The sequence below is a fragment of the Streptomyces sp. GLSS-08 genome, from assembly GCF_056387915.1.
In genome coordinates, this window is the sequence record NZ_JBWJAQ010000002.1 from 523047 (window position 1) to 542748 (window position 19702).

A 19702-nucleotide genomic window follows, 5' to 3' on the forward strand; every position below is an offset into this window, starting at 1 on the left:
GAGGTGTCTCCGGTGCCGGTCGTTGCTGCGAAAACGCGTGCCTTCGCAGCAACGACCGGCGGGATTGCTAGAGCCGGGCCGTAGCCCAGTGGGTGACAAGGATCAGCGAGTCGTACATCGGCACGTCTCCCGGGCGGACCTCAGCTGCTGACCTCGACCGGCCCCCGAGCCTGGTCGTACGCCTGCAGAGTCCTTGCGTCAGCGGGATAAGTTCCCCGCAGGGGAGCGCCTTCGGCCACTCGCTGCTGCAGATAGGCCTCCAGCTGCTCCTGCTCGGCTGCCGCCCGGGCAATGACCGGCACGAGGTGGCGGGGGACACAGACCACGCCGTCACCGTCACCCACCATGACATCTCCCGGGTAGACCGGAACGCCGGCACAGCCGATGGGTACCTGCAGATCAACCGCGTGATGGAGGGCGAGGTTGGTCATGGCTGCGGCACCGGTCGCAAAGACCGGGAGGTCCAGTCGGCTGATGCCGTCGATGTCACGAAGAGTGCCGTCGGTGACGATGCCGCCCGCGCCGCGCGCTGCCATACGCGTCAGAAGGATGTGGCCGGCTGAAGCGGCGCGGCCGTCTCCGCGGCAGTCGATCACGAGCACCTGACCGGGGCCGACGAGTTCGACGGCCTTGCGCTGCGGGTGATCGTAGTCGTCGAAGACTTCCAGCACATCGATGTCCTCACGGGCCGGGATGTACCGCAGAGTGAATGCCTCACCGACCATCCTGGGAGCGTTCGGGCTCTGGGAGCGCAGTCCTGGAAGGAAAGTGTTGCGCAACCCGTGCTTGAAGAGCTGGGTAGTGATGGTGGCCGTGCTGGCACGGCCGAGCGCGGCGAGGTCGTGGGGGTCGAGCGGGGCCTGCTGCGACTCGGTCATGTGGTGTGCCCTTCGGAAGGAGAATGAGAAGTACTGGAAGCATCCAGAGAGGGGTCGGCTCCGGCAGGCCGGGCCTGAGCGGTGAGTCCGCCGTCCACCGTGATGACCTGACCGGTGACGTATGCGGCGTCAGCCGACGCGAGAAAGGTGACGACGCCGGCAACGTCCTCGCCCGTGCCGACGCGGCCTGTGGGGACCGGGGCTGCACGAGTCTGTTGTTCTTGTGCACTGAGTGCCGCGAAGCGGTCGTTGGCGATCGCGCCGGGAGCAACCCCGTTGACGCGGATTCCTTGCGGGGCGAGTTCGAGAGCGATCGCACGGGTAACCGCTTCCACGGCGCCCTTGGTGGCGTCATAGGCGATGCATCCGCGGTGCGCTCGTGTAGCGCCGATCGACGAGATGTTCACCATGCTGGAACCGGGCGGCATCAGGCGCGCTGCGGCGGCAGAGCAGAGGAACACCCCGCGCGCGTTCACCGCAAAGCTACGGTCCCAGTCATCCGGGTCGAGTTGCAGCAGACTCGTACGGCCGAGCATCGGAACAGCAGCGTTGTTCACCAGGACGTCGAGCCCGCCCAGTTCCTCCTGGGCGTGCACGACGAGTTCTTCGACCTGCCCTGCCTGGGACACGTCCCCGGGACAGGCAGCGGCACGGAAACCACGTCCGCGCAGTGCGGCCACAGCGGCCGCCGCTTCCTGTTCGTTGTCACTGTTGACGGCGACAGCGGCTCCTTCTGCGGCAAAGCGCTCGGCGATGGCGAAGCCGATGTTGCGTGCTCCTCCGGTGACCAGCACGACCTTGTCGTCGAAGCGGCCATTCACGACTGCGCCTTACGGTCCACCACTGCACCTGCGTCGGTCTTCGCCCACGTCAGCGGAGAGGCCGAGTCTTGAACCAGGTCGGGGTCCAGGCGCATGCCGAGGCCCAGGCCGCCCGGTACGTGCAGGTGGCCGCCGACGTAGCTCACCGGCTGCTCGACCACGTCACGTGTGTAGAGCAACGGCCCCACGGGGTCGCTCGGCACTGTCACCGCAGGCATGGCCATCGCCACATGTGCTGCCGCCGCGGTTCCGATCGAGAGTTCCTGAGTGGTGCCGATCAGGCAGGACTTGCCGGCTGCCTCGGCGATGGCGAAGATCCGGCGGGCAGGCGTGATGCCTCCGATGGCGATGACGCTCACATTGAACACATCGACCGCATCGGCGCCGACCAGGTCGAGCGCCCAGCGGTAGCCGTAGACGTGCTCACTGATGGGGACGGGGAGCCGGCCCCTGGCGTAGGCGAGGCCTCGCACGTCGTGATTGGGTGCCGGAGCCTCGACGAGATCGAATCCCACGTCATGGACGCGGTCGACGAAGTTGCAGGCTGCCTTGGAATCCAGCAGATTGGAAAAATCCAAGGACTTGATGGTGATGCGGTCACCGAAACGCTCACGGGCGGTCCGCAGGAACAGCTCATCCAACCGCAGGTCACGCCCCACATAGACCCGGAAGTACTGGAAACCTTCGGACAGCCGGCGCTCGACCATCGCCAGGTTCCGCTCGACGTCCTCTTCTTGCTGCTGGCGGAAGATGGGGTAGGCGATGGGTACCGAGTCGCGCACGGCGCCGCCCAGCAGGTCGCAGACCCGCAGGCCGAGGATCTTCGCCGAGAGGTCCCAGATGGCGATGTCCACACCGCATTTGATGGCGCGGCTCTTGTCGTAGATGTACCCGGCCTGGGGGAAATTGGCCTCCAGGCGGCGCTCGATCTCGGTCAGCTGCAGCGGATTGAGACCGACCAGCAGCTCGTTGAGAGTGGATTCCAGCTCAGGGACATCGAAGTGGAACCGGGGGAGGTGCTGCAGGTCGGACATCTCTCCCAGCCCGACGAGCGAGTCGTCGCTGGTGAAGATTTCCACGAGAACGTGCCCACAGGTGATGCTGTTGTGGCGGGGAGTGTTGATCGAAGTGAGCCGGACCCGAGTTATCTGGGCCATGCGGCGCTCCTTTCCTCATCGGGCGATGCCTGCATGGACGTACGGTCAAGCCGGCCGAGGCCGTCGCCTGCCGTGCCGGGGCTTGCCACCGAGGTGGGGTGGCCCGGCGCCATGGACAACAGTTCCCGGGTGTATTCGTGTGCAGGGGAGTCGTAAATCTGCTCGGCCGGCCCTTGTTCCACGAGCCGGCCGTTGCGCATGACTGCGATCCGGTGGGCTACAGACCTGACCACCGCCAGGTTGTGGGTGATGAACAAGTAGGCGATTCCGTGCTGAGCCTGCAGGTCAGCCAGCAGGTTCAGCACCTGTGCCTGGATCGAGACGTCGAGTGCGCTCACGGCCTCGTCGCAGACGATCAGCCGTGGACGCAACGCAAGGGCACGGGCGATGGCGATGCGCTGGCGCTGGCCTCCGGAGAAGGCTGAGGGAAAGCGGTTCAACGCCCCTGCATCCAACCCCACGTCGGCCAGCAGTCGTGCGAGGTCCGCCTCGGCGTGGTCCAGGCCGTGCACCCGCAATGGTTCGGCAAGCGTCTGCCGTACCGTCATCCGCGGGTCGAGACTGGCGTAGGGGTTCTGGAAAACCACCTGCACCTCCCGCTGGAGGCGCCGCAGTTCGGCTGAGTTCGGCCGGGTGACGTCGATGCCGTCGAAGCGCACCGTACCGCCGGTAGGGCGCTCCAGGCGCAGCAGCATCTTGGTCAGACTGGTCTTGCCCGAACCGGATTCACCCACGAGCGCCAGTGTCTGGCCTGGCATCACTCGCAGGCTCACCTGCTGTACGGCCTTCACATGGCTTGTCACGCGTCTGAAAGGTCCGCTGCGTTCGGGGTAGTGGAGTTCGACGGCCTCGAACTCAGCCAGTGCCTCGTCCGGCTCCGACCGGTTCGCGGAGCCTGCCGCGGACTTTGCCACCGTCATCGACGGGGAAGGAGCAGGGCGGTGAAGCCGCTCTTGTGGAGCATCGGCGAACAAACAGGCAGCCGCGTGATCATTGCTGAGCGGGATCAGCTCCGGCACCTTCTGCGTACAGTCCGACGTGGCGAGGGGACATCGAGGGGCGAAGGAGCACCCCGGGGGCCGCTCAGCCAGGTTCGGTGGCTGCCCTGTGACGGACGACAGGCGCTGCCGCGCGGGCGAATCGAGGCGCGGAGTTGCAGCAAGGAGCGCCTGGGTGTAAGGCATCCGTGGGTTCCCGAGGACCTCCGCGGTGGGCCCCGATTCCACGATGCGGCCTGCGTACATGACACACACACGGTCGGCCTGTTCGGCCACGACCCCCAGGTCATGGGTGATGAGGATCAGACCCATGCCGAGGTCGTCGCACAGGGACCTCAACATCGCGAGGATGCCGGCCTGGACACCGACGTCCAGTGCGGTCGTCGGTTCATCGGCGATCAGCAGCCGCGGGCGTGCGGCGATGGCCAACGCGATCGCCGCACGTTGGCGCATACCGCCGGACAGCTCGTGTGCGTACTGCTTGAGCCTGCGCTCGGGTTCGGTCATCCGGGCCAGCGCCAGCGACTCGATGGCGCGCCGACGTGCCTGGTCCCGGGTTACCGTTTCATGAGCGCGGACCGCGTCCATGATCTGAGTGCCGATGGTCAGCAGAGGATTGAGCGCGGAGCTCGGGTCCTGGAAGACCATGGCCACCTCTGCGCCCCGTGTGGCACGCCAGCCACGGCTGTCCAGGGTGCGGAGGTCGGTGTCCTCGAGGGTGATGCTTCCGGTCGTGCTGCATCCCGGAGGCTCAGGTGTGAGGCCGAGGAGACTCAGCGCAGTCACGGTCTTCCCGGATCCGGACTCGCCGACGACGGCGAGGATCTCGCCGGCGTTGACGTGGAAGGACACGCTGTCGACGGCCCGTACCGGCGGGCCTTGTGTCGGGTGGAAGGTGACTCCGAGGTCGGTGACGTGAAGAAGGCTCATGTGTGGGACGTCCTTCAGGAAGTCAGGTGGGCCTGGTCGAGGCGGACCTGGCCGTCGACGTTGAGAACAACGCCCTTCAGCCTGCTGCTGTTGATCAGAGGCGACTTCGGCTGGTGGAGGAAGATCCAGTAGTTCTGGTCGAGGAGCCGTCGCTGGATGTCGACGTAGATCTTCTTGCGTTCGGCCTGGTCTTCTGTGGTGCGGCCCTTTTCGAGCAGACCGTCCAGCTTGGTGTCCTTGATGCCCGACCAGTTGTTGGGTCCGGCACTGGAGAAGTACGGGTCGAAGGACAGGGAGGGGTCCAGGCGCGGAATGTCGATGACCAGCATGCCGGCGTCGAAGTCGTGCTTGAGGAGGCGCTCGAGCATCGTCTGGAACTCCAGGACCGCGACCTCGACAGTGAAGCCGGCCTTCTTCAGCTGGTTCTGCAACAGTTCGGCGATGGTGGGGTCCGGTGCACGACGCCTGGCCAGGAGCGTCACAGCCGCGCCCTTTCCCTTGGTTGCCCGTTCCAGGGCTTCACGTGCCGCGTCGGGGTTGTACGAGGGGACGGGGAGGCTGCCGTCGTAGAACCAGTCCTTTTTCGTGGCGAACGACGGTGCCACGTCGAACTCATTGCCGGCAGCTGCCTTGCCCACGGCCCGTACGTCGATTGCCTGAGCGAAGGCTGCCCTGACCGCCGGGTTGTCGAACGGAGGACGGGTCGTGTTGAGCGACACGTAATACGCGCGTCGCACACCCTCGTCCTTGATCGAAATGGAACTGTTCGACTCGAGCTGCTGGTACTCCTCCGGGGGGAGGGCGCGTACCAACTGCACTCCATCGGTGGACAGTTCTGCCCGCAGGACCTTCGCCTCGGTGACGAAGCGGTAGATCACCTTGTCCAGCTTGGGCAGCGCGCTGCCGTCGGACGCCTTCGCCCAGTAGCCCTTGTTGCGCTCCGCCGTCAGCTGGACCTTCGAGCGCCACAGCTTGAAGGTGAATGGACCGGTGCCCACGGGGTTGCGGCCGAAGTTGGCACCGTACTTGTCCACAGCCTTCGGGGAAACAATCATGCCGGGTTCATGCGCCAGGTGGGTCAGCAGCAGCGGGTCCGGGCTCTTGAGGCTGATCTTCACCGTAGAAGGCCCGAACGCCTTCACGGATTTGATCTTCGACAGCGCGCCGGCCTTGGTCGACTTCGTGGCCGGGTTCATCACCCGTTCGAGGTTGAAGACGACCGCCTTGGCGTCGAACGGTGTTCCGTCATGGAACTTCACGCCGTCACGCAGGGTGAAGGTGATGGAGCGGTCGTCCTTCTTCCAGCTCTTGGCCAGGGCGGGTTCGAATGAGCCGTCGCGGTCCTGGCGCAGGAGTGTGTCGTAGAAGAGGTTGAGCACGTTGCGGTCGGAGGAGATGGCAGCGCTCATCGCCGGGTCGAGGGTCAGTGGTTCGTTGTCGAAGCCCACTGTCAGGGTGCCTCCCGACGAGGCGCCGCCCGATGACCCCGAGGAGTTGCTGCAAGCGGCGACCGCGGAGATGGACATGGTCGCGAGGGTCCCCGCCAGCACCGTGCGGCGCGGGAGTGGGTTGGCTGGTAGTTGCATGACGAGCGTTTCCTTTGCGCGGTACGGACAGGTGGAGGTGTGGGGGAGGAGGTAGGCCGGGGCGTCCGGAGCGTTCAGCGAGGCGGGGAGAGCTCGGGACGGTGGGCGTCGAGGGCGTCCCGCAGGGCGTCCGCGAGGAGATTGAACGCCGCGACCGTCAACAGGATCGCGAGGCCGGGAAAGACGCTGAGAGCCCAGCTGGCGTTGAGGTGATCGGTTCCGCTGGCCACCATCGCCCCCCAACTCGGCTGGGGGGACTGGACGCTCAGTCCGAGGAAGCTGAGTGCGGCCTCCGCCATGATCGCCGTCGAGACCTGGAGAGCTGCGAACACCAGCAGCGTGCCGGCCAGATGGGGCAGCAGGTGGCGTCGCAGGATGTGGCGTTCCCGGATGCCGACGATGCGGGCGGCGGACACCCATTCCCGGGTTCTCAGCGACAGGACTTCACCACGTACCACCCGGGCGAAACGGGGTGTGGTCACGATGGCGATGGCGATGAGCGCGTTGACGAGTCCGGGGCCGAGGGCGGCTACGACGGTCAGAGCGAGGACGAGTAGCGGGAAGGCGATCAGCCCGTCGGCGGTACGCATGACCAGGGCGTCGACCCAGCCACCGCGATAGCCGGCTACCAGGCCCAGTACCGTGCCCACGACGAGGGCCACCACAATGGTCATGGCGGCGACCTGAAGAGTGACGGCGGCACCGGCCCAGACACGGGCCAGAGTGTCGCGGCCCAGTTCGTCGGTGCCCAGCCAGTGCCGGGCACTCGGATCGGCCAGAAGGTGCGAGGTGTCGGTGTCACTGATCGAGTCGCCCAGGAAGGGCTTCGTCGCTGCGGCGAGCACGATCAGGACCAGGACGGGGAACGCCAGCAGCGCACGGCGGTCATGCACGAGGCGCCGCAGGACGGGCCGCTGGAGCTTGGCATCGGGAGCGGGGGCATCGGTAGAGGTAGTCACCGTCGCGCCTCTCAGTACGTGATGCGCGGGTCGAGCCACGCATAGACGATGTCGGCGAAGAGGTTCACCAGCAGGACGAAGACCACGACCATCAGCACGGCGCCCTGCACGACGGGCAGGTCGCGGCTGAAGATCCCGTTGACGATCAGGGTCCCCATGCCCGGCACGGTGAAGACGGTCTCGGTGACGACGGTGGCGCTCATCAGCGCGCCGATCTGCAGGGCCAGGACCGTCACCACGGGGACGATCGCGTTCCGCAGCGCATACACCGACACGATGCGGCGCCGGGAGAGACCGGTTGCCTCCGCGGTGCGGATGTAGTCCTCGTTGAACGTCGCCAGCAGCGCGGCGCGCGTCTGACGCATTGTCACGGCCACCATCGACAGCCCGATCGTCAGAGCGGGCAGCACCATGTGCTCCAGGTTCGCGCCGGGACTGTCGCTGAAGGGTACGTAACCGGACGGAGGGAGAACCTTCAGCCACAGTCCGAAGACCAGGATCAGGATCGCGGCAAGGTAGAAGTGCGGTGCCGAGAGGGCCAGGACACTGGCCGAGTTGAGGGCGGCGTCCGTCTTCGTGCGCTTGCGTACGGCCGCGATGACACCGGCCGGGATGCCGAGGACGACAGCCAGCAGAAGAGCGATGATCCCCAGTTCCACTGTGGCGGCGAGGCGTTCGCTGATCATGGTCCCGACGGACTCGCTGGTGAGCCATGACTTGCCCAGGTCGCCTCGGAAGAGGCCGGTGAACCAGTCGATGAACTGCCGTGCCACGGGCGCGTCGAGACCGAGGTCGGAGCGCAGCGCAGCGCGGTCTTCGGCACTTGCTTCCTGACCGAGGATCTCCGAGGTGGGATCTCCGGGCATGAGGCGCAGGAGGATGAACAGCACCATCGACACGATGAGCACCACAGGCACCAGCTGCATGAGTCTGCGCAGAAGGTAGCCGGTCATCGGGCGGCCTCCGTTCCGGGGGAGAGGGTGACGCCGTCACCGCGTCGCCCGGCGCGCGGCAGCCGGCGCAGCCAGGACAGACGATCGGGCGGTGCGAGGTCGTAGGCGTACAGGGCGAGAGCGGCACAGGATTGTGTCGCCGTGGCTACTTCGGTCAATTCGGACTCGTTCACTGTGTGCAGGGCGGAAAGACTCCAGCCGGCTGTGACCGTTGCCCCCGTGCGAGTGGCCGCCGACACATCCGCGCGCAGGTCCTTGAGGTTGCCGGCGAGGTTGGTCACGGTCACTCCACCCGCAGCGGCGGCCAGATCGTCGAGGTCGCCTGCTGCCTTCCCGTCGCAGGCATAGGGATTCGTGGTGGTGCGGATGGACACCGGTAGCCGGGGGGCGGCTCCGGCCGCGGCCAGGACGAGGTCATGCGTGACGCGGGCGCGTACACCTCGGAGCAGGGACAGCGTCTCGCTGCCCAGCGCGGCCACCGCGTCTTCCTGCAGGCGATCACTCGGCGGGCGGGCGGAGGCGAACTGACTCCGCAGGGCTCCCCGTACTCGCACCTTGAGTTCCGCCGTGTCGATTCCGGCCGCCGTGAAGTGATCACCGCACGCCTGGCACAGGCACAGGGACAGCAGCCACCGGTCGACCGGACGCAGCGCGACCCCGAACTTGTCGTGAGCGCTCTGGTGGGCCCATCCCAGGTAGCCGAATGCCTCCAGTTCGAGTCCGCTGACCCCGGGCTGGGAAGCCGCGCCGGCGGCCAGGTCACGTGCGTAGCGGATGACTTCCGGCTGCGCCGGGCACAGCGCGTGCTGGTAGCGGTGCCCGAAGACGTTGAGCAGGGCCAGGTCAGGACGTGCACGTGCCAGCGGGGACTGGTGCAGGCCCACGAGCCAGGCTGTCACTCGTATGCCTGTACGAGTCAAGGCGGCGGTCGCCGTGGTTGCCTGGTCTCCCAGTACGGGGAGCGCCAGGGTGGAGCCGGCGGTTCCTCGTGAGTCGGCGGGCGTGAACCAGAGGCCCGCCGTGAAGTCGTCGACGCGGCCCGGTTCGCTGGTACTGAGAAGCCAGCGGCCCCCGTGGTAGGCGTACGCCAGGCGTACCCCGTCGACCCCGCTGCGGGCCAGCGTCTCGGCCTGCGCCGAGGCACCGGCACGGAAGGAGAGCGGATGGGCGAACACCTCGACCTTCATGTGGAAGCCCTCTCGATGTGGTCCAGGGCTGCGAGCACCGTGTGTTTGGCCTTCTCTATGTGGGCGTGCATCAGCCGCTCCGCCATCCCGGCGTTTCCACTTTCGACCGCATCGAGGATGGCCGCATGCTCGGCGGCTTCCTCCTGAAAGGTCGCATGGAGCCGCCAGCCGCGATCAGCGATGACTGCTGTCAAATCCTGGAGCTGGTCCAGGAACAGGCACAGCCGGGTATTGGCGCAGACGATGTACAGGGCTCGGTGGAACCGCCGGTTGGCCATGCCCAGCCCGGTGACGTCCGCGCCGTCCATCAACGCCGCCGCATCACCTAGAGCTCGCCGCGCCGAGTGGTGCACGCCCGCGCCGCGCACGTCGACCGCCATGCGTACAGCGGCGGGTTCGGTGGCGAGCCGGGCCGTATACAGCTGGCGGGCTGTCGCGCGGTCCGAAGAGCGGACGCTTACTCCCTGGAGGGCGTTGACGGAGACGAGTCCCGAGAAGCGCAGCTGCTTCAGGGCTTCCCGCACCGGTGTCTTGGACACGCCAAGCATCTGGGCCAGTTCCCGTTCCACCAGCGGTCGGCCGGGGGGCAGGGTGCCTTCCAGGATGGCTTGCCTCAATGCGTCCCGCACACGGTCGGTGCGCGACGCAGGCCGCCTCAGGGGCGGTAGAAGATCGATCGCAGTGGACACTTTTGCCCCCTTTTGTGTGGGCTCGCTCTCTGGCATGCTGACATCGTGGTATACCAGCATGCCAAGCGCAATACTTTGGTCTGCAGTTCTTTGGACACCTGCCGGAAACGCATCTGTAGTGAGGTTCCGATGACTTCTCAGCCCCTCGTCCCCTCCCAGCACGCACACGCCGACTCCCTCGACGATGTCGACCGTGCGGCCGCCGCGGCGGAATCCGCCGCTCGCGATCCCGCCGCTCTCGGGCTACCCGAGCGGGCCCGCCTGCTCCACGGCCTTGCCGACGCCCTGGCGGCCCAGGCCGACAAGCTGGTCGCGGTCGGACAGCAGGAGACAGGCCTCTCCCACGCACGCCTCACGACCGAAGTGCTACGCACCCAGGTCCAGTTGCGGATGTTCGCCGATATCGCAGAGGAAGGCGCCTTCCTCGACGCCATGATCGATCTGCCGGATCCGGCGGCCCTCCCGGCTCCCCGGCCTGACCTGCGCCGCATGCTGGTGCCGCTCGGCCCGGTGGCCGTCTTCGCGGCATCCAACTTCCCCTTCGCCTTCTCCGTGCTGGGCGGCGACACCGCCAGTGCGCTGGCAGCGGGCTGTCCCGTGGTCGTCAAGGCGCATGAAGGGCATCCGCGGCTCTCCTCCCTGACCGCGGAACTCGCCGCCGCGGTCCTGCCCGCCGGGGCACTCTCGGTGGTCTACGGCCGCGAGGCAGGACGCCGACTGGTCCAGGACCACCGGATACGGGCAGCCGGTTTCACGGGATCCACCGCCGGAGGCAGGGCGCTCTTCGACCTTGCCTGCGCACGTCCTGATCCCATCCCCTTCTACGGAGAACTGGGCTCCCTGAACCCGGTGATCGTCACGCCCGCAGCCCTGGCGGAGCGAGGACCCGAGCTCGCCCGTGAATACATCGCCTCGGTCACCTTCAGCCAGGGACAGCTGTGCACCAAGCCCGGCTTGTTGTTCCTGCCCGAGGGGCACGGCCTCACAGGGGTACTGACGAGCGAGGCGCAGGCGGTACCCGCGGCACCGATGCTCGGCCAGTGGATCTACGACGGATACCTGGCATCCGTCGACGCGGTCGGCCGGCACCCCGCGGTTCGCCTCCTCACCCCACCTGCGGCCCGGGCCGACGATCAGACCCTGGTGACTCCCACGCTGCTCAGCGTCCGCGCCAAGGACCTGTGCGCAGCGCCGGAACTCCTTCGAGAGTGCTTCGGGCCTGCCTCCCTCATCGTGGAGTACGGCTCCGACGAACAGCTGCTCCAGGCTCTCGCTCTGGTTCCGGGAAGCCTCACTGTCTCCGTCCAGGGCCGAGAAGGCCATGACGGCACGCTTGCCCGGCGAGTCATGTCCGCGGTGCCGGCCGGCCGGGTCCTGTGGAACAACTGGCCCACGGGCGTGGCCGTCAGCAGGGCCATGCAGCACGGGGGCCCCTGGCCGGCCACCACCTCTCCGCTCCACACCAGCGTCGGTGGGACGGCCGCAGCCCGGTGGCTGAGGCCCGTCGTCTACCAGAACCTTCCCGATGCGCTGCTCCCCCCTGCCCTGCAGCACGCCAACCCCCTGGACATTCCCCGCTGGCAGTCGCCGCGCACCTGACCCGCTCACCTCCAGCACGGCTCTGCTCACGCAGCCAACCGCCCCGGGGTCGGCGCGGGAGGACCAAGGAGAACGAGACATGCCCATCACCAGGCAACTCACCGCCTCGACCCGGCATCGCCCCTCGCCGGAAGACCGGACAGAGGCACTGCTCCCTCCTCCTGGCTGGCCCCTGGAGGCGGCGGACTTCCGAACAGGCGCGACCCGCGACGCCGCTGCCAAGTCGAGGACGTTCATACGCCGCCGGCTGCAGCGATGGCACCTGCCCAGTGACGTCACCGAGGCCGGCTCCCTCATCGTCTCGGAACTGACCACCAACGCCGTCCTGCACAGCATGGGTAATCAGATCACCGTGCGTATCCGAGTGGTGGCGCGCGGCGTCTTCATAGAGGTCTGCGACAACGGGGTCTGGCGTCCTCATGAACGACGCGCAGCGGAGGGCGACCTCGCCGAGTTCGGCCGCGGCCTGTCGCTGGTGAGTGCATGCGCAGTCGCGCATGGACACCAGAAGACCGCGAAGGGGACACGAGCCTGGGCCGTACTGGCCTGTTGAGGTGGAGCGACCCGGCGCATCTGCGGCACTCGGCGGGTGCGGCCCGCTCTCGGTAGCGCGAGACCTGCCGTCTCCGACGGCGTCTTCGACGCACCCCCGCGAAACCGCCCGGCAATGCACTCCACCGACGGCGCTTCGCCAACGTCGTCCCACGGGGTCCTCAAGAGCGCTTGAAAACGCCCGTACGGTGCCGTCTGCCGCGTCTGGGGCCTCGGGAGGACCGGCGTTTGTCGACCCGGCGGGTTGCGAGGCCGAACTCGACGCGGATACGCGTACCTCCGAGAGGGGATGTTTCGATGCTCATGGAACCGCTGCACACACTCGCGGCGCGTCGGGCGATGTCGAGTCCCAGGCCGGTCGAGCCTTCCGCGCTTTGGCCGCGTGTCAGTGCGTCTTCGGGGTCGCTGATGCCGGGTCCGCCGTCATCGATCAGGAACACCACGGTGTGAGCCGTACGGCGAACGCATACCTCGAAGGGCGTTCTACCGGGTGTGTGCCGGAAGACATTGCCGATCAAGGCGTCGGCCACCGCCGCAAGCTCCTCCACCGGTATCGCCACCGGTGTCGCCTCGCTCGTGATGCTGAGGCCGCACGGCCGCCCTTGGTTGGAGGCCAGCACTGACCAGAACTCCGCCCGCGCGGCGATGACCTGGGCCGCCTCACAGGCGGGGACGTCGGGTGCAGGGGGGCCTATGGCACTGAGGGCCAAGGGGGTCCGCGCCGCGGTGATGATGGCATCGAGCTCCGCCTCGAGGCTGGTGATGGCCGCGTCGAGACCGGTCGCGAGCTGGTCGCCGTGCGTGGCAGTGAGCCGTTCCGACTCCAGGTGGAGAGCCGTGAGCGGGGTGCGCAACCGGTGAGAGAGGTCCGCTATGAGTTCGCGCTCCATCGCGATGAGGCCCGTCATCTGGTCCGCCATGGCGTTGAACGCGGTTCCCACCTCCGCGAGCTCCGGCGGGCCGGCCGGCCGGACTCGTACCTCCAGTCGCCCTTCGCCCAGCGTCAGAGCCGCACGGGAGAGTTCTCGTGATGCCGCCACGACCCGGGTCCCGAGCCGATCCGCCACGAGCAGCGAGCCGGCGACGAGGGCCACCGCGAGCGCTCCCAGGACGGTCCAGGACGCGGTGACGCCGCGGTCGCGTTCCGCCCGGGGAATGAACGATTCGATGACGGCGGTACGGCCCTCCGGCAGGACGACGGCTTGGAGGTAGACAGGCCCGGCGTCGGTGTCGGTGGTGAAGGCCCGGTGCCCGGCGGCTGCCTCTCTCCAGACCTTGGGGGACACCCGTGCCGTGCCCACGAGTGCGCCACCGGGCAGGTGAACGCTGAGCCGGTCGGAGCCGTCCACGCTGGCGGCCGCCTGCGCCACCTGGTCCGGGCGGGTGGTCAGGGTGAGGACGGGGGCAAGAGCCGCAGCGCGTTGCTCGGCCGCGGTGGCGGCCCGGGACCGGGCTTCGCTCTGCACGAGCATGGCGAGAGGGATGAGGAAGGACAGGGCGATCATCGACGTGACGGCCAGGGCCAGGCCGGCCAGTGCCCGTCTCATTCAGGACTCACCAGTTTGATCCCGACTCCGCGTACGGTGTGCAGGTAGCGGGGCCGGGCGGCGCGTTCGCCGAGCTTGCGTCGCAGAGCCGACACGTGGACGTCGAGTGTCTGGTCCTCGACGTACGCCTGGCGCCAGACATCCGTGAGGACGCGTTGTCGGGAGACCACCCGGCCGGAGTGGCGCGCCAGGTACAGCAGCAGATCGAACTCGCGTCGGGTGAGCGGTACCTGGACTCCGTCCAGGTGTGCAGTACGTGCTCCGGGGTCGATCAGCAGTCCCCCCACTCGCACCGCGTCCGATGTGGCCTTCGCATAGGCGGTGCCCTGTGCTGCGCGGGATGTCGTCCTGCGCAGAACCGCACCGAGCCGAGCGAGGAGTTCGCCGCCGGAGAAGGGCTTGACGACGTAGTCGTCGGCGCCTGTGTTGAGAAGACGTATCACCTCTGCCTCTTCGTCGCGAGCAGTCGCGACCAGGACCGGCACTTGTGATATCCCTCGGATCATTCGCAAGACGTCGATACCGTCCAGGTCGGGCAGCCCCAGGTCGAGGATGACGATGTCGGGTGACCTCTGTGTCACCTCTCGGAGGGCCTCGAACCCGTGAGAGGTGCTGCGCACCACGTGACCCTGGCCACTGAGGAAATCGGTGAGGTGGGTGCGTATCGAGGGGTCGTCCTCGACGAGGAGTACGGATGCCATACCGGAGAAGTGTATCGGTGGTGGCCGCCGGGGCAGACGAAGTGTGGCGGCACAGCAGGCCAGTTGTGCGGCAGTATGGGTTGATGCACCGTTACCTGCGCAACGTCTCCCTGTGGGGAGCATGCACCGCGTTGAGCGTGACCGGAGTCAGCATCACAGTTCGCTTCGTCGACGATTCGACCCGGCCGAGTCCTCCGATAGCCGTGGACACACCCGAATCACCCTCGCCGCGGCAGCCCAAGGAGGTGTCTTCCACCTCGGCCCCGGCTCGTTCGACGGCGGCCCCGGTCACACCTCCGGCACGAGCCGCCAAGAGAACCACGCCCAGTGCTGTCTCCTCTCCCGCCGGTACTCCTACGAGCGACGCCTGTGCAGGGGGTGTCGGGGGGATTCGCACGGTGCAAACGACAGGTGGGCGCGTGGTGATGCGATTCGACGGCAATCGCGTGTGTCTGGTCTCTGCCGTCCCCGCCACGGAGTTCACGGTGGACATCAGCCGGTCGCCGCAACGGCTCGTGGTGACGTTCACGAGCCAACGGGCGACTGCCGAAGTCGTGGGCCAGGCGCCGGGAAACCAGGTTTCGATCCGGCAAGAGGCGGGTTGACTGCTGAGGACCAAGTCGGAGAATCGACGGACGTGGGCCCTGATCGCGCCCCTGCCGTACAGCGCCCGGAAGCTGATCCATGCTCTGGAGCTTCAGCTCGTGGCAGGGAAAAGTCCATCAAAGGCTGCGGCCGATCAGTGCTCCGCATAGGAATTGCCGAGATCGCCTTGTCGGGCCATGAAGCTACTCTCCGCTATGACGCGTTCCAGTGCTCTGCGCGCTACGGACGGCGGCAGGCGCTCCATGAGGGAAATGCGTGTGAGTCCGGTGACGCTCAGTTGCAATGTGCGGAGAGCTCGCAGATCCGCAGGCGAACACCGCTCTGTCGCGCCACCGGGATGAGGGCGCTGAGCCACCTTCTGCAGGACCAGAAGGGTCCCGCCGAGACTGTAGGCGTCGACAGCCTGCATGTGCGCGAAGCTCATGGGAGGGCTGGTCGTTTCATCCCTCGCCGCCTTGTCTGCCAGGGACAGCATGGAGGCGCTGACTCCGTACTCGGCGAACTGCACGTTGTCCTGATCGTCGACGAGTACGCACCACTGGTCCAGCCCGCCGTGACAGAGGCCGGCCGAGTGGAGAGCCTCGAGGTGGGCCGCGATCGTCATGGCCAGTTGCGCGGCCTGCACTCCGCACACGTGCGGCGTGCCGCTCAGCCGGGCCCCCAGAGTGAGGGCCGACCCGCGCGGTGTGACCGTCCAGAGGCTGTCGTCCTCGGCGAACACATCGAGGAGGGGGGCTACCAAGGCGGCGCCATCCCGAGCCGCACGATCGGTCTGCTCGCGTATCTTCCGGAGGAGAAGCTCCCGGACGGACTGGTCCGCGTCTGCGGGGAGGCGGTGTCGCCGTAGGGCCACGTGCCTCTGCTGATGGGAGTCCCAGGCGCGGAGGTCGGCATGGCGAGGGGCCCGGGGCGCCGCCTCGATCACGTATCGGCCTGCGGCAAGGACATGCGCGGGGTCCGGCGCTGCTGTCATGGTCGTCTCGCTTTCGAACAGTCAGGTGTCCGTAGGGTTCGCACTGCTCACCCGACCTGTCTCCGCAGGCGGAAGGCAGTGGGGAGGGCAACGGGTCGTGGTGGCGGGGTGGGCTGTGGCGCTGCCCGGCCCATGAGGTGGAAGCTAACGCGGCCACCTGGGGATCCGGTGGATCACACGCAGGTGGCCGCGAGTACCGGCAATGGAGCCGGTCAGGACGTGAGCGGGGGTGCGGTCGCCCTTACCGCCGCGTGCCGAAGTCCTGCGTCCACCACGGGCCGTTGCGGTCGGCGACGAAGCCGATGCCGATGTCCCGGAAGGTGCAGTTCAGGATGTTGCGACGGTGCCCGGAGCTGTTCATCCACGCGCTCATGACCTGCTGAGGACTGCGCTGCCCGCGAGCTATGTTCTCTCCCAGCGAGCTGAACTCGTAGCCGACCTTTCGGGCGCGCGTGGAGATCGTCGAACCGTCGGGGCCGGTGTGCGACAGCACGCCGTTGCGGGCCATGACGGCCGTGTAGGCCTGCGCCGCGCGGCTCAGGGACCGGTTCGTGACCAGAGGGCGGCAACCTGCCGCGCGCCGTTCCTGGTTGACGAGCTTCAGGACCTGCTTCTGCGTTTTGGCCAACGTCCCGGTCGGGGTGGTGGAGGAAGGCTTCGGGCGGGGCTTGGCCGCCTTGGAAGGCTTCGGCTGGGGGTCCGGCTTCTCGGAAGCCTGTGCCCCACCGGCGCCGATCTTCAAGCCCTGACGGGACAGGACCTCTGTGACGGGCTGGAAGAACGTGACGCCGCCTCGACGGCAGTTGCCGTTGCCGCCGGAGGTGAGGCCGACGCCGGAGGAACCGGAGAAGAGGGCGCCTCCGCTGTCGCCGGGCTCGGCGCAGACGTTCGTCTGCACGAGCCCCTGGACACGGCCCTGCGGGTAGGTGACGGTGGCGTTGAGCGCCAGTACAGATCCGGAATGCACGCCCGTGGTGCTGCCACTCCGGGTGACCTTCATGCCCACGAACGCGTCGACGGCCTTGGATATCGGCTGCTTCTTGCCGTTGTACAAGTCGACGGCGGACGGGTGGGAGGCCGCTGGGTTGTCGTAGCGAATGACGGCGAAGTCGTCGCCGGGGAAGCGGCTTTCGACGGTGGTGCCGATGAGCTTGCGCTGGGATGACGTTCCTTCACTCCAGCGAGCGCCGGTGCTTGAGCAGTGGCCGGCAGTGATGAGGAAGGCCTTGTTGCCCTTGGTCGCGTTGAAGCCGGCGGAACAGCGCGCACCGCCTGACACGATGGCGTCGCCGCCACTGACGAACGGCCGGAAGGTGCCCTCGATGCGCTGCACCTTCGTGGTGCCCTTCACGGACTTCAGGATGCGGTTGAGCGCCGTCCACTTCTGCCCCTTCACGGAGGCGTCCGCCGTGACCAGGACCCTGTTCGTCCGCGGCTCGATCGCCCAGGCGGTGCCCGGTATGCGGGTCCGGCTGAGGGTGGAGGCGGTGCGACGCAGGTCCTTGACCGAGTGAGAGACGGAGCGCGGCACGGCTCCCGCTTTGCGGACCGTCTCGGCATCGCCGCCGTCGGTCACGTTGACGACGAGTTCCCGGGTCTTCGGCTTGTAGTAGGCGCCGGCAGCGTCCTCACCCAGTCGCAGCTCCAGCCGTTCGGCCAGGCGCTGCGCCTCGAAGGTGTTGAGTTGTGCAGGTACCGGCGCGGCATCGGCGTGAGGCTGGACCACCGTGATGGTGCCGAGTGCGGCTGCCGCGACGGCTCCGGCACCGACGATCTTCATGGTGCGGGAGCGCCGGCGAGCCCGGAGACCCGATGATGACCTGGGCATGGAAAATCCTGCTCCTTCAAAGCTGAGAGTTGGATGTGCGGGAACGGAGGAACAACTCACCGTCGGCCGCCGGGAACTGTGAAACGGAAACCCGGGAGACGGATAAGTCACGGCCGCTTCCGGCGAAAGGGATCGCTCCGGCGGTGTCGATGCCGGCGACTGGATGACGAGGAGGCGTCATCTGCCCTCACGAACCGGTGCAGTGGCTCCTGTGGCGACACGTCACGCAGGCCTGGGCGGCAGCCCAGGGCATGCGCCGCTGTGTGGCTCGGCTCCGAGTTGTGGTCGTTCGGCGTCGTCTGCGCCTGGTGATGCCCTCGGCGTGACGGTGAGAGGGAGGGAGCATATGGCTTTCTCCGTTGCGTGTTCCGATCCTGTTGCAGCGCGTCATGCTCTGGTGCTAGTCGGTGTGTCGACGCGACGCGCAGTCTGAGTCATCGCTTGTGTGAGTGAAGTACGGGACTTCATGGAGCAACCGCTCCCGCAAGCTCGATGGGGCTGCGGTCGAACCGTAGCGCGGCACTCCGCTCGGATGTCCGGATAAGGCCCCAACTTAAGGTTGCGCTAATACTCCGCTCAGTCAGAGTTCAGCCCTGGAAGGTCGCCCGGTCGGACAAGGCGGGCCAGCGCCCCCTGCGAGCTTTTCCAAGTCTTTCGACGGTCCTCGATTCCGGGGACGCGGCCGTGTCTCCGGGCTGGAATGAGCGTCAGGTGCCGGCCGCCGGCACTGCCGGAAGGTCTCTGCGATCGAGGGGAAGGCTGCTTGCGCGGCCTCAATGCCGGTGTCGTTGCGCCGACGGAATCTGGCGGGGCGTCAGATCGTTGCCCCGTTGTCACGTCTTGCGGCTCCCCACCGCATATGCAAGTGTCACCACGGGACTCGGCCGTGCGGGAGAAGGCAAGAACGCGAGCGAGGCGCCAGGAGCTCGGTTTCGTCACGGTGTTGCGCTTCTCTTGCCAAATCGCCTGATATTCGCGGGAATTGTGCCCGGCTGGTGTCTCCGGGGCGAAACTCAAGCCTTTTCAGGAACGGATGCAGTGAATGTATTCGGAGCTTGTCTCGTAGCCGGGTAGCCGCTCGAGAGCCGCGCCGCTCTGTGCGGAGTCCACCCACACTCTCGTATCGCCATTGACGACTTCGAGTCTGCGCCGCCCCGTTTCCTTGTCGATGTGCAAGCAGACCTGTGATCGTGCTTCGGCGTGGGACGGCGCAGAGCTCGCCGGGGAACGCGCCGGTGCCTTCGACGGGGTGCGGTGAGGGCGGCTGGGCGAGGGCGTGGGTCGTGCGCTGCGAGGTGGGGTGACGGCTTGCGTGGGTGTCCTCGGGGTCACACTGGGCACTACGGGCGGTGAGGAGGGGATCCGGAGGGGTTCTCGCGGCGGCGGCGACTGCTGAGGGGCGCTGTGGGGGGACGACGGTGTCCACATGAGGGTTACTGCAGCCGTCGCCGCGCAGACACCGAGCAGGGCCGGCAGTAGGGGAATTCTCCTGATGGCCACGCGCCTCGACCTTCCCGGCAGGGAGGCGGAGGTTGAGGAGGCGGGTGCGGTCGAGTCGGCCTGCGTGTTCCGGCCGGCGAGGGCGTCGAGGTATTCCGGCCCTCCCCAGGCCAGGAGCCGGCTCGCCAGAGTGGCCCGGGGGGATTCTGCGAGCCGTCTCAGCTCTCGCACCGCATGGGCGCAGCCCGAGCACTCGAGGAGATGGTCCTCGAGGTCGTCGATGGGAGGCCGGCCCGAC

General features: G+C 67.4%; 16 protein-coding genes. 3 read left to right on the forward strand and 13 right to left on the reverse strand.

What is annotated here, in order from left to right:
- Window positions 1-140 precede the first annotated feature (140 nt).
- The 9 genes from AC0ZLC_RS05145 to AC0ZLC_RS05185 form a co-directional block, all read right to left on the reverse strand.
- The gene (locus AC0ZLC_RS05145) at window positions 141-878 is read right to left on the reverse strand and encodes a ribonuclease activity regulator RraA (RefSeq protein ID WP_476750652.1); all 738 of its coding nucleotides are present in this window, start codon (window positions 876-878) and stop codon (window positions 141-143) included.
- Window positions 875-1699 (reverse strand): SDR family NAD(P)-dependent oxidoreductase, encoded by an 825-nt coding sequence (locus AC0ZLC_RS05150; RefSeq protein WP_476750653.1) that lies wholly within the window; start codon window positions 1697-1699, stop codon window positions 875-877. The genes AC0ZLC_RS05145 and AC0ZLC_RS05150 overlap by 4 nt, the downstream gene beginning before the upstream one ends.
- On the reverse strand, window positions 1696-2856 hold the full coding sequence (locus AC0ZLC_RS05155) for a mandelate racemase/muconate lactonizing enzyme family protein (RefSeq protein WP_476750654.1): 1161 nt from the start codon (window positions 2854-2856) through the stop codon (window positions 1696-1698). Before AC0ZLC_RS05155 ends, AC0ZLC_RS05150 begins: the two co-directional genes overlap by 4 nt.
- Window positions 2844-4784 carry a dipeptide ABC transporter ATP-binding protein gene (locus AC0ZLC_RS05160; protein ID WP_476750655.1) on the reverse strand — a complete coding sequence of 647 codons (1941 nt, stop codon included), beginning with the start codon at window positions 4782-4784 and terminating at the stop codon, window positions 2844-2846. The genes AC0ZLC_RS05155 and AC0ZLC_RS05160 overlap by 13 nt, the downstream gene beginning before the upstream one ends.
- Before the next feature lie 14 nt (window positions 4785-4798).
- The gene (locus AC0ZLC_RS05165) at window positions 4799-6370 is read right to left on the reverse strand and encodes an ABC transporter substrate-binding protein (protein WP_476750656.1); all 1572 of its coding nucleotides are present in this window, start codon (window positions 6368-6370) and stop codon (window positions 4799-4801) included.
- A 74-nt stretch (window positions 6371-6444) separates the two neighbouring features.
- The gene (locus AC0ZLC_RS05170; protein WP_476750657.1) at window positions 6445-7329 is read right to left on the reverse strand and encodes an ABC transporter permease; all 885 of its coding nucleotides are present in this window, start codon (window positions 7327-7329) and stop codon (window positions 6445-6447) included.
- Between the two features lie 11 nt (window positions 7330-7340).
- Entirely contained in the window at window positions 7341-8282 is a 942-nt protein-coding gene (locus AC0ZLC_RS05175; RefSeq protein WP_476750658.1) for an ABC transporter permease, read from the reverse strand.
- Window positions 8279-9469, reverse strand: coding sequence for a hypothetical protein (locus tag AC0ZLC_RS05180; RefSeq protein WP_476750659.1), 1191 nt, complete (start codon window positions 9467-9469; stop codon window positions 8279-8281). The genes AC0ZLC_RS05175 and AC0ZLC_RS05180 overlap by 4 nt, the downstream gene beginning before the upstream one ends.
- Complete coding sequence (locus AC0ZLC_RS05185) at window positions 9466-10158, reverse strand: GntR family transcriptional regulator (RefSeq protein WP_476750660.1); 693 nt, start codon at window positions 10156-10158, stop codon at window positions 9466-9468. Before AC0ZLC_RS05185 ends, AC0ZLC_RS05180 begins: the two co-directional genes overlap by 4 nt.
- A 129-nt stretch (window positions 10159-10287) precedes the next feature.
- Here AC0ZLC_RS05185 and AC0ZLC_RS05190 point away from each other — a divergent pair, with 129 nt between their 5' ends.
- A complete protein-coding gene (locus AC0ZLC_RS05190; RefSeq protein WP_476750661.1) occupies window positions 10288-11757 on the forward strand; it encodes an aldehyde dehydrogenase (NADP(+)) in 1470 nt (489 codons plus the stop codon).
- A gap of 79 nt (window positions 11758-11836) precedes the next feature.
- Window positions 11837-12310 (forward strand): ATP-binding protein, encoded by a 474-nt coding sequence (locus AC0ZLC_RS05195; protein WP_476750662.1) that lies wholly within the window; start codon window positions 11837-11839, stop codon window positions 12308-12310.
- A 160-nt stretch (window positions 12311-12470) separates the two neighbouring features.
- On the opposite strand, the gene AC0ZLC_RS05200 is transcribed toward AC0ZLC_RS05195, so the two are convergent.
- Together AC0ZLC_RS05200 and AC0ZLC_RS05205 are read right to left on the reverse strand one after the other, a co-directional pair.
- Window positions 12471-13856, reverse strand: a complete 1386-nt coding sequence (locus AC0ZLC_RS05200) for a sensor histidine kinase (RefSeq protein ID WP_476750663.1) — start codon at window positions 13854-13856, stop codon at window positions 12471-12473.
- On the reverse strand, window positions 13853-14557 hold the full coding sequence (locus AC0ZLC_RS05205) for a response regulator transcription factor (RefSeq protein WP_476750664.1): 705 nt from the start codon (window positions 14555-14557) through the stop codon (window positions 13853-13855). Before AC0ZLC_RS05205 ends, AC0ZLC_RS05200 begins: the two co-directional genes overlap by 4 nt.
- Before the next feature lie 419 nt (window positions 14558-14976).
- Here AC0ZLC_RS05205 and AC0ZLC_RS05210 point away from each other — a divergent pair, with 419 nt between their 5' ends.
- The gene (locus AC0ZLC_RS05210; RefSeq protein ID WP_476750665.1) at window positions 14977-15162 is read left to right on the forward strand and encodes a hypothetical protein; all 186 of its coding nucleotides are present in this window, start codon (window positions 14977-14979) and stop codon (window positions 15160-15162) included.
- A gap of 134 nt (window positions 15163-15296) precedes the next feature.
- Here the strand turns inward: AC0ZLC_RS05210 and AC0ZLC_RS05215 are convergent, their stop codons facing one another.
- Both AC0ZLC_RS05215 and AC0ZLC_RS05220 read right to left on the reverse strand, forming a co-directional pair.
- Window positions 15297-15884, reverse strand: a complete 588-nt coding sequence (locus AC0ZLC_RS05215) for a hypothetical protein (protein ID WP_476750666.1) — start codon at window positions 15882-15884, stop codon at window positions 15297-15299.
- A gap of 493 nt (window positions 15885-16377) precedes the next feature.
- Entirely contained in the window at window positions 16378-17964 is a 1587-nt protein-coding gene (locus AC0ZLC_RS05220) for a CAP domain-containing protein (RefSeq protein WP_476750667.1), read from the reverse strand.
- Window positions 17965-19702: the final 1738 nt, after the last annotated feature.

What these genes read in the sequence shown, in the direction of transcription:
- AC0ZLC_RS05180 (WP_476750659.1), bottom strand. Translation starts at nt 9,469, where the DNA reads ATGAAGGTCGAGGTGTTCGCCCATCCGCTCTCCTTCCGTGCCGGTGCC.
- AC0ZLC_RS05175 (WP_476750658.1), bottom strand. Translation starts at nt 8,282, where the DNA reads ATGACCGGCTACCTTCTGCGCAGACTCATGCAGCTGGTGCCTGTGGTG.
- AC0ZLC_RS05145 (WP_476750652.1), bottom strand. Translation starts at nt 878, where the DNA reads ATGACCGAGTCGCAGCAGGCCCCGCTCGACCCCCACGACCTCGCCGCG.
- AC0ZLC_RS05205 (WP_476750664.1), bottom strand. Translation starts at nt 14,557, where the DNA reads ATGGCATCCGTACTCCTCGTCGAGGACGACCCCTCGATACGCACCCAC.
- AC0ZLC_RS05155 (WP_476750654.1), bottom strand. Translation starts at nt 2,856, where the DNA reads ATGGCCCAGATAACTCGGGTCCGGCTCACTTCGATCAACACTCCCCGC.
- AC0ZLC_RS05200 (WP_476750663.1), bottom strand. Translation starts at nt 13,856, where the DNA reads ATGAGACGGGCACTGGCCGGCCTGGCCCTGGCCGTCACGTCGATGATC.
- AC0ZLC_RS05195 (WP_476750662.1), top strand. Translation starts at nt 11,837, where the DNA reads ATGCCCATCACCAGGCAACTCACCGCCTCGACCCGGCATCGCCCCTCG.
- AC0ZLC_RS05165 (WP_476750656.1), bottom strand. Translation starts at nt 6,370, where the DNA reads ATGCAACTACCAGCCAACCCACTCCCGCGCCGCACGGTGCTGGCGGGG.
- AC0ZLC_RS05220 (WP_476750667.1), bottom strand. Translation starts at nt 17,964, where the DNA reads ATGCCCAGGTCATCATCGGGTCTCCGGGCTCGCCGGCGCTCCCGCACC.
- AC0ZLC_RS05160 (WP_476750655.1), bottom strand. Translation starts at nt 4,784, where the DNA reads ATGAGCCTTCTTCACGTCACCGACCTCGGAGTCACCTTCCACCCGACA.
- AC0ZLC_RS05190 (WP_476750661.1), top strand. Translation starts at nt 10,288, where the DNA reads ATGACTTCTCAGCCCCTCGTCCCCTCCCAGCACGCACACGCCGACTCC.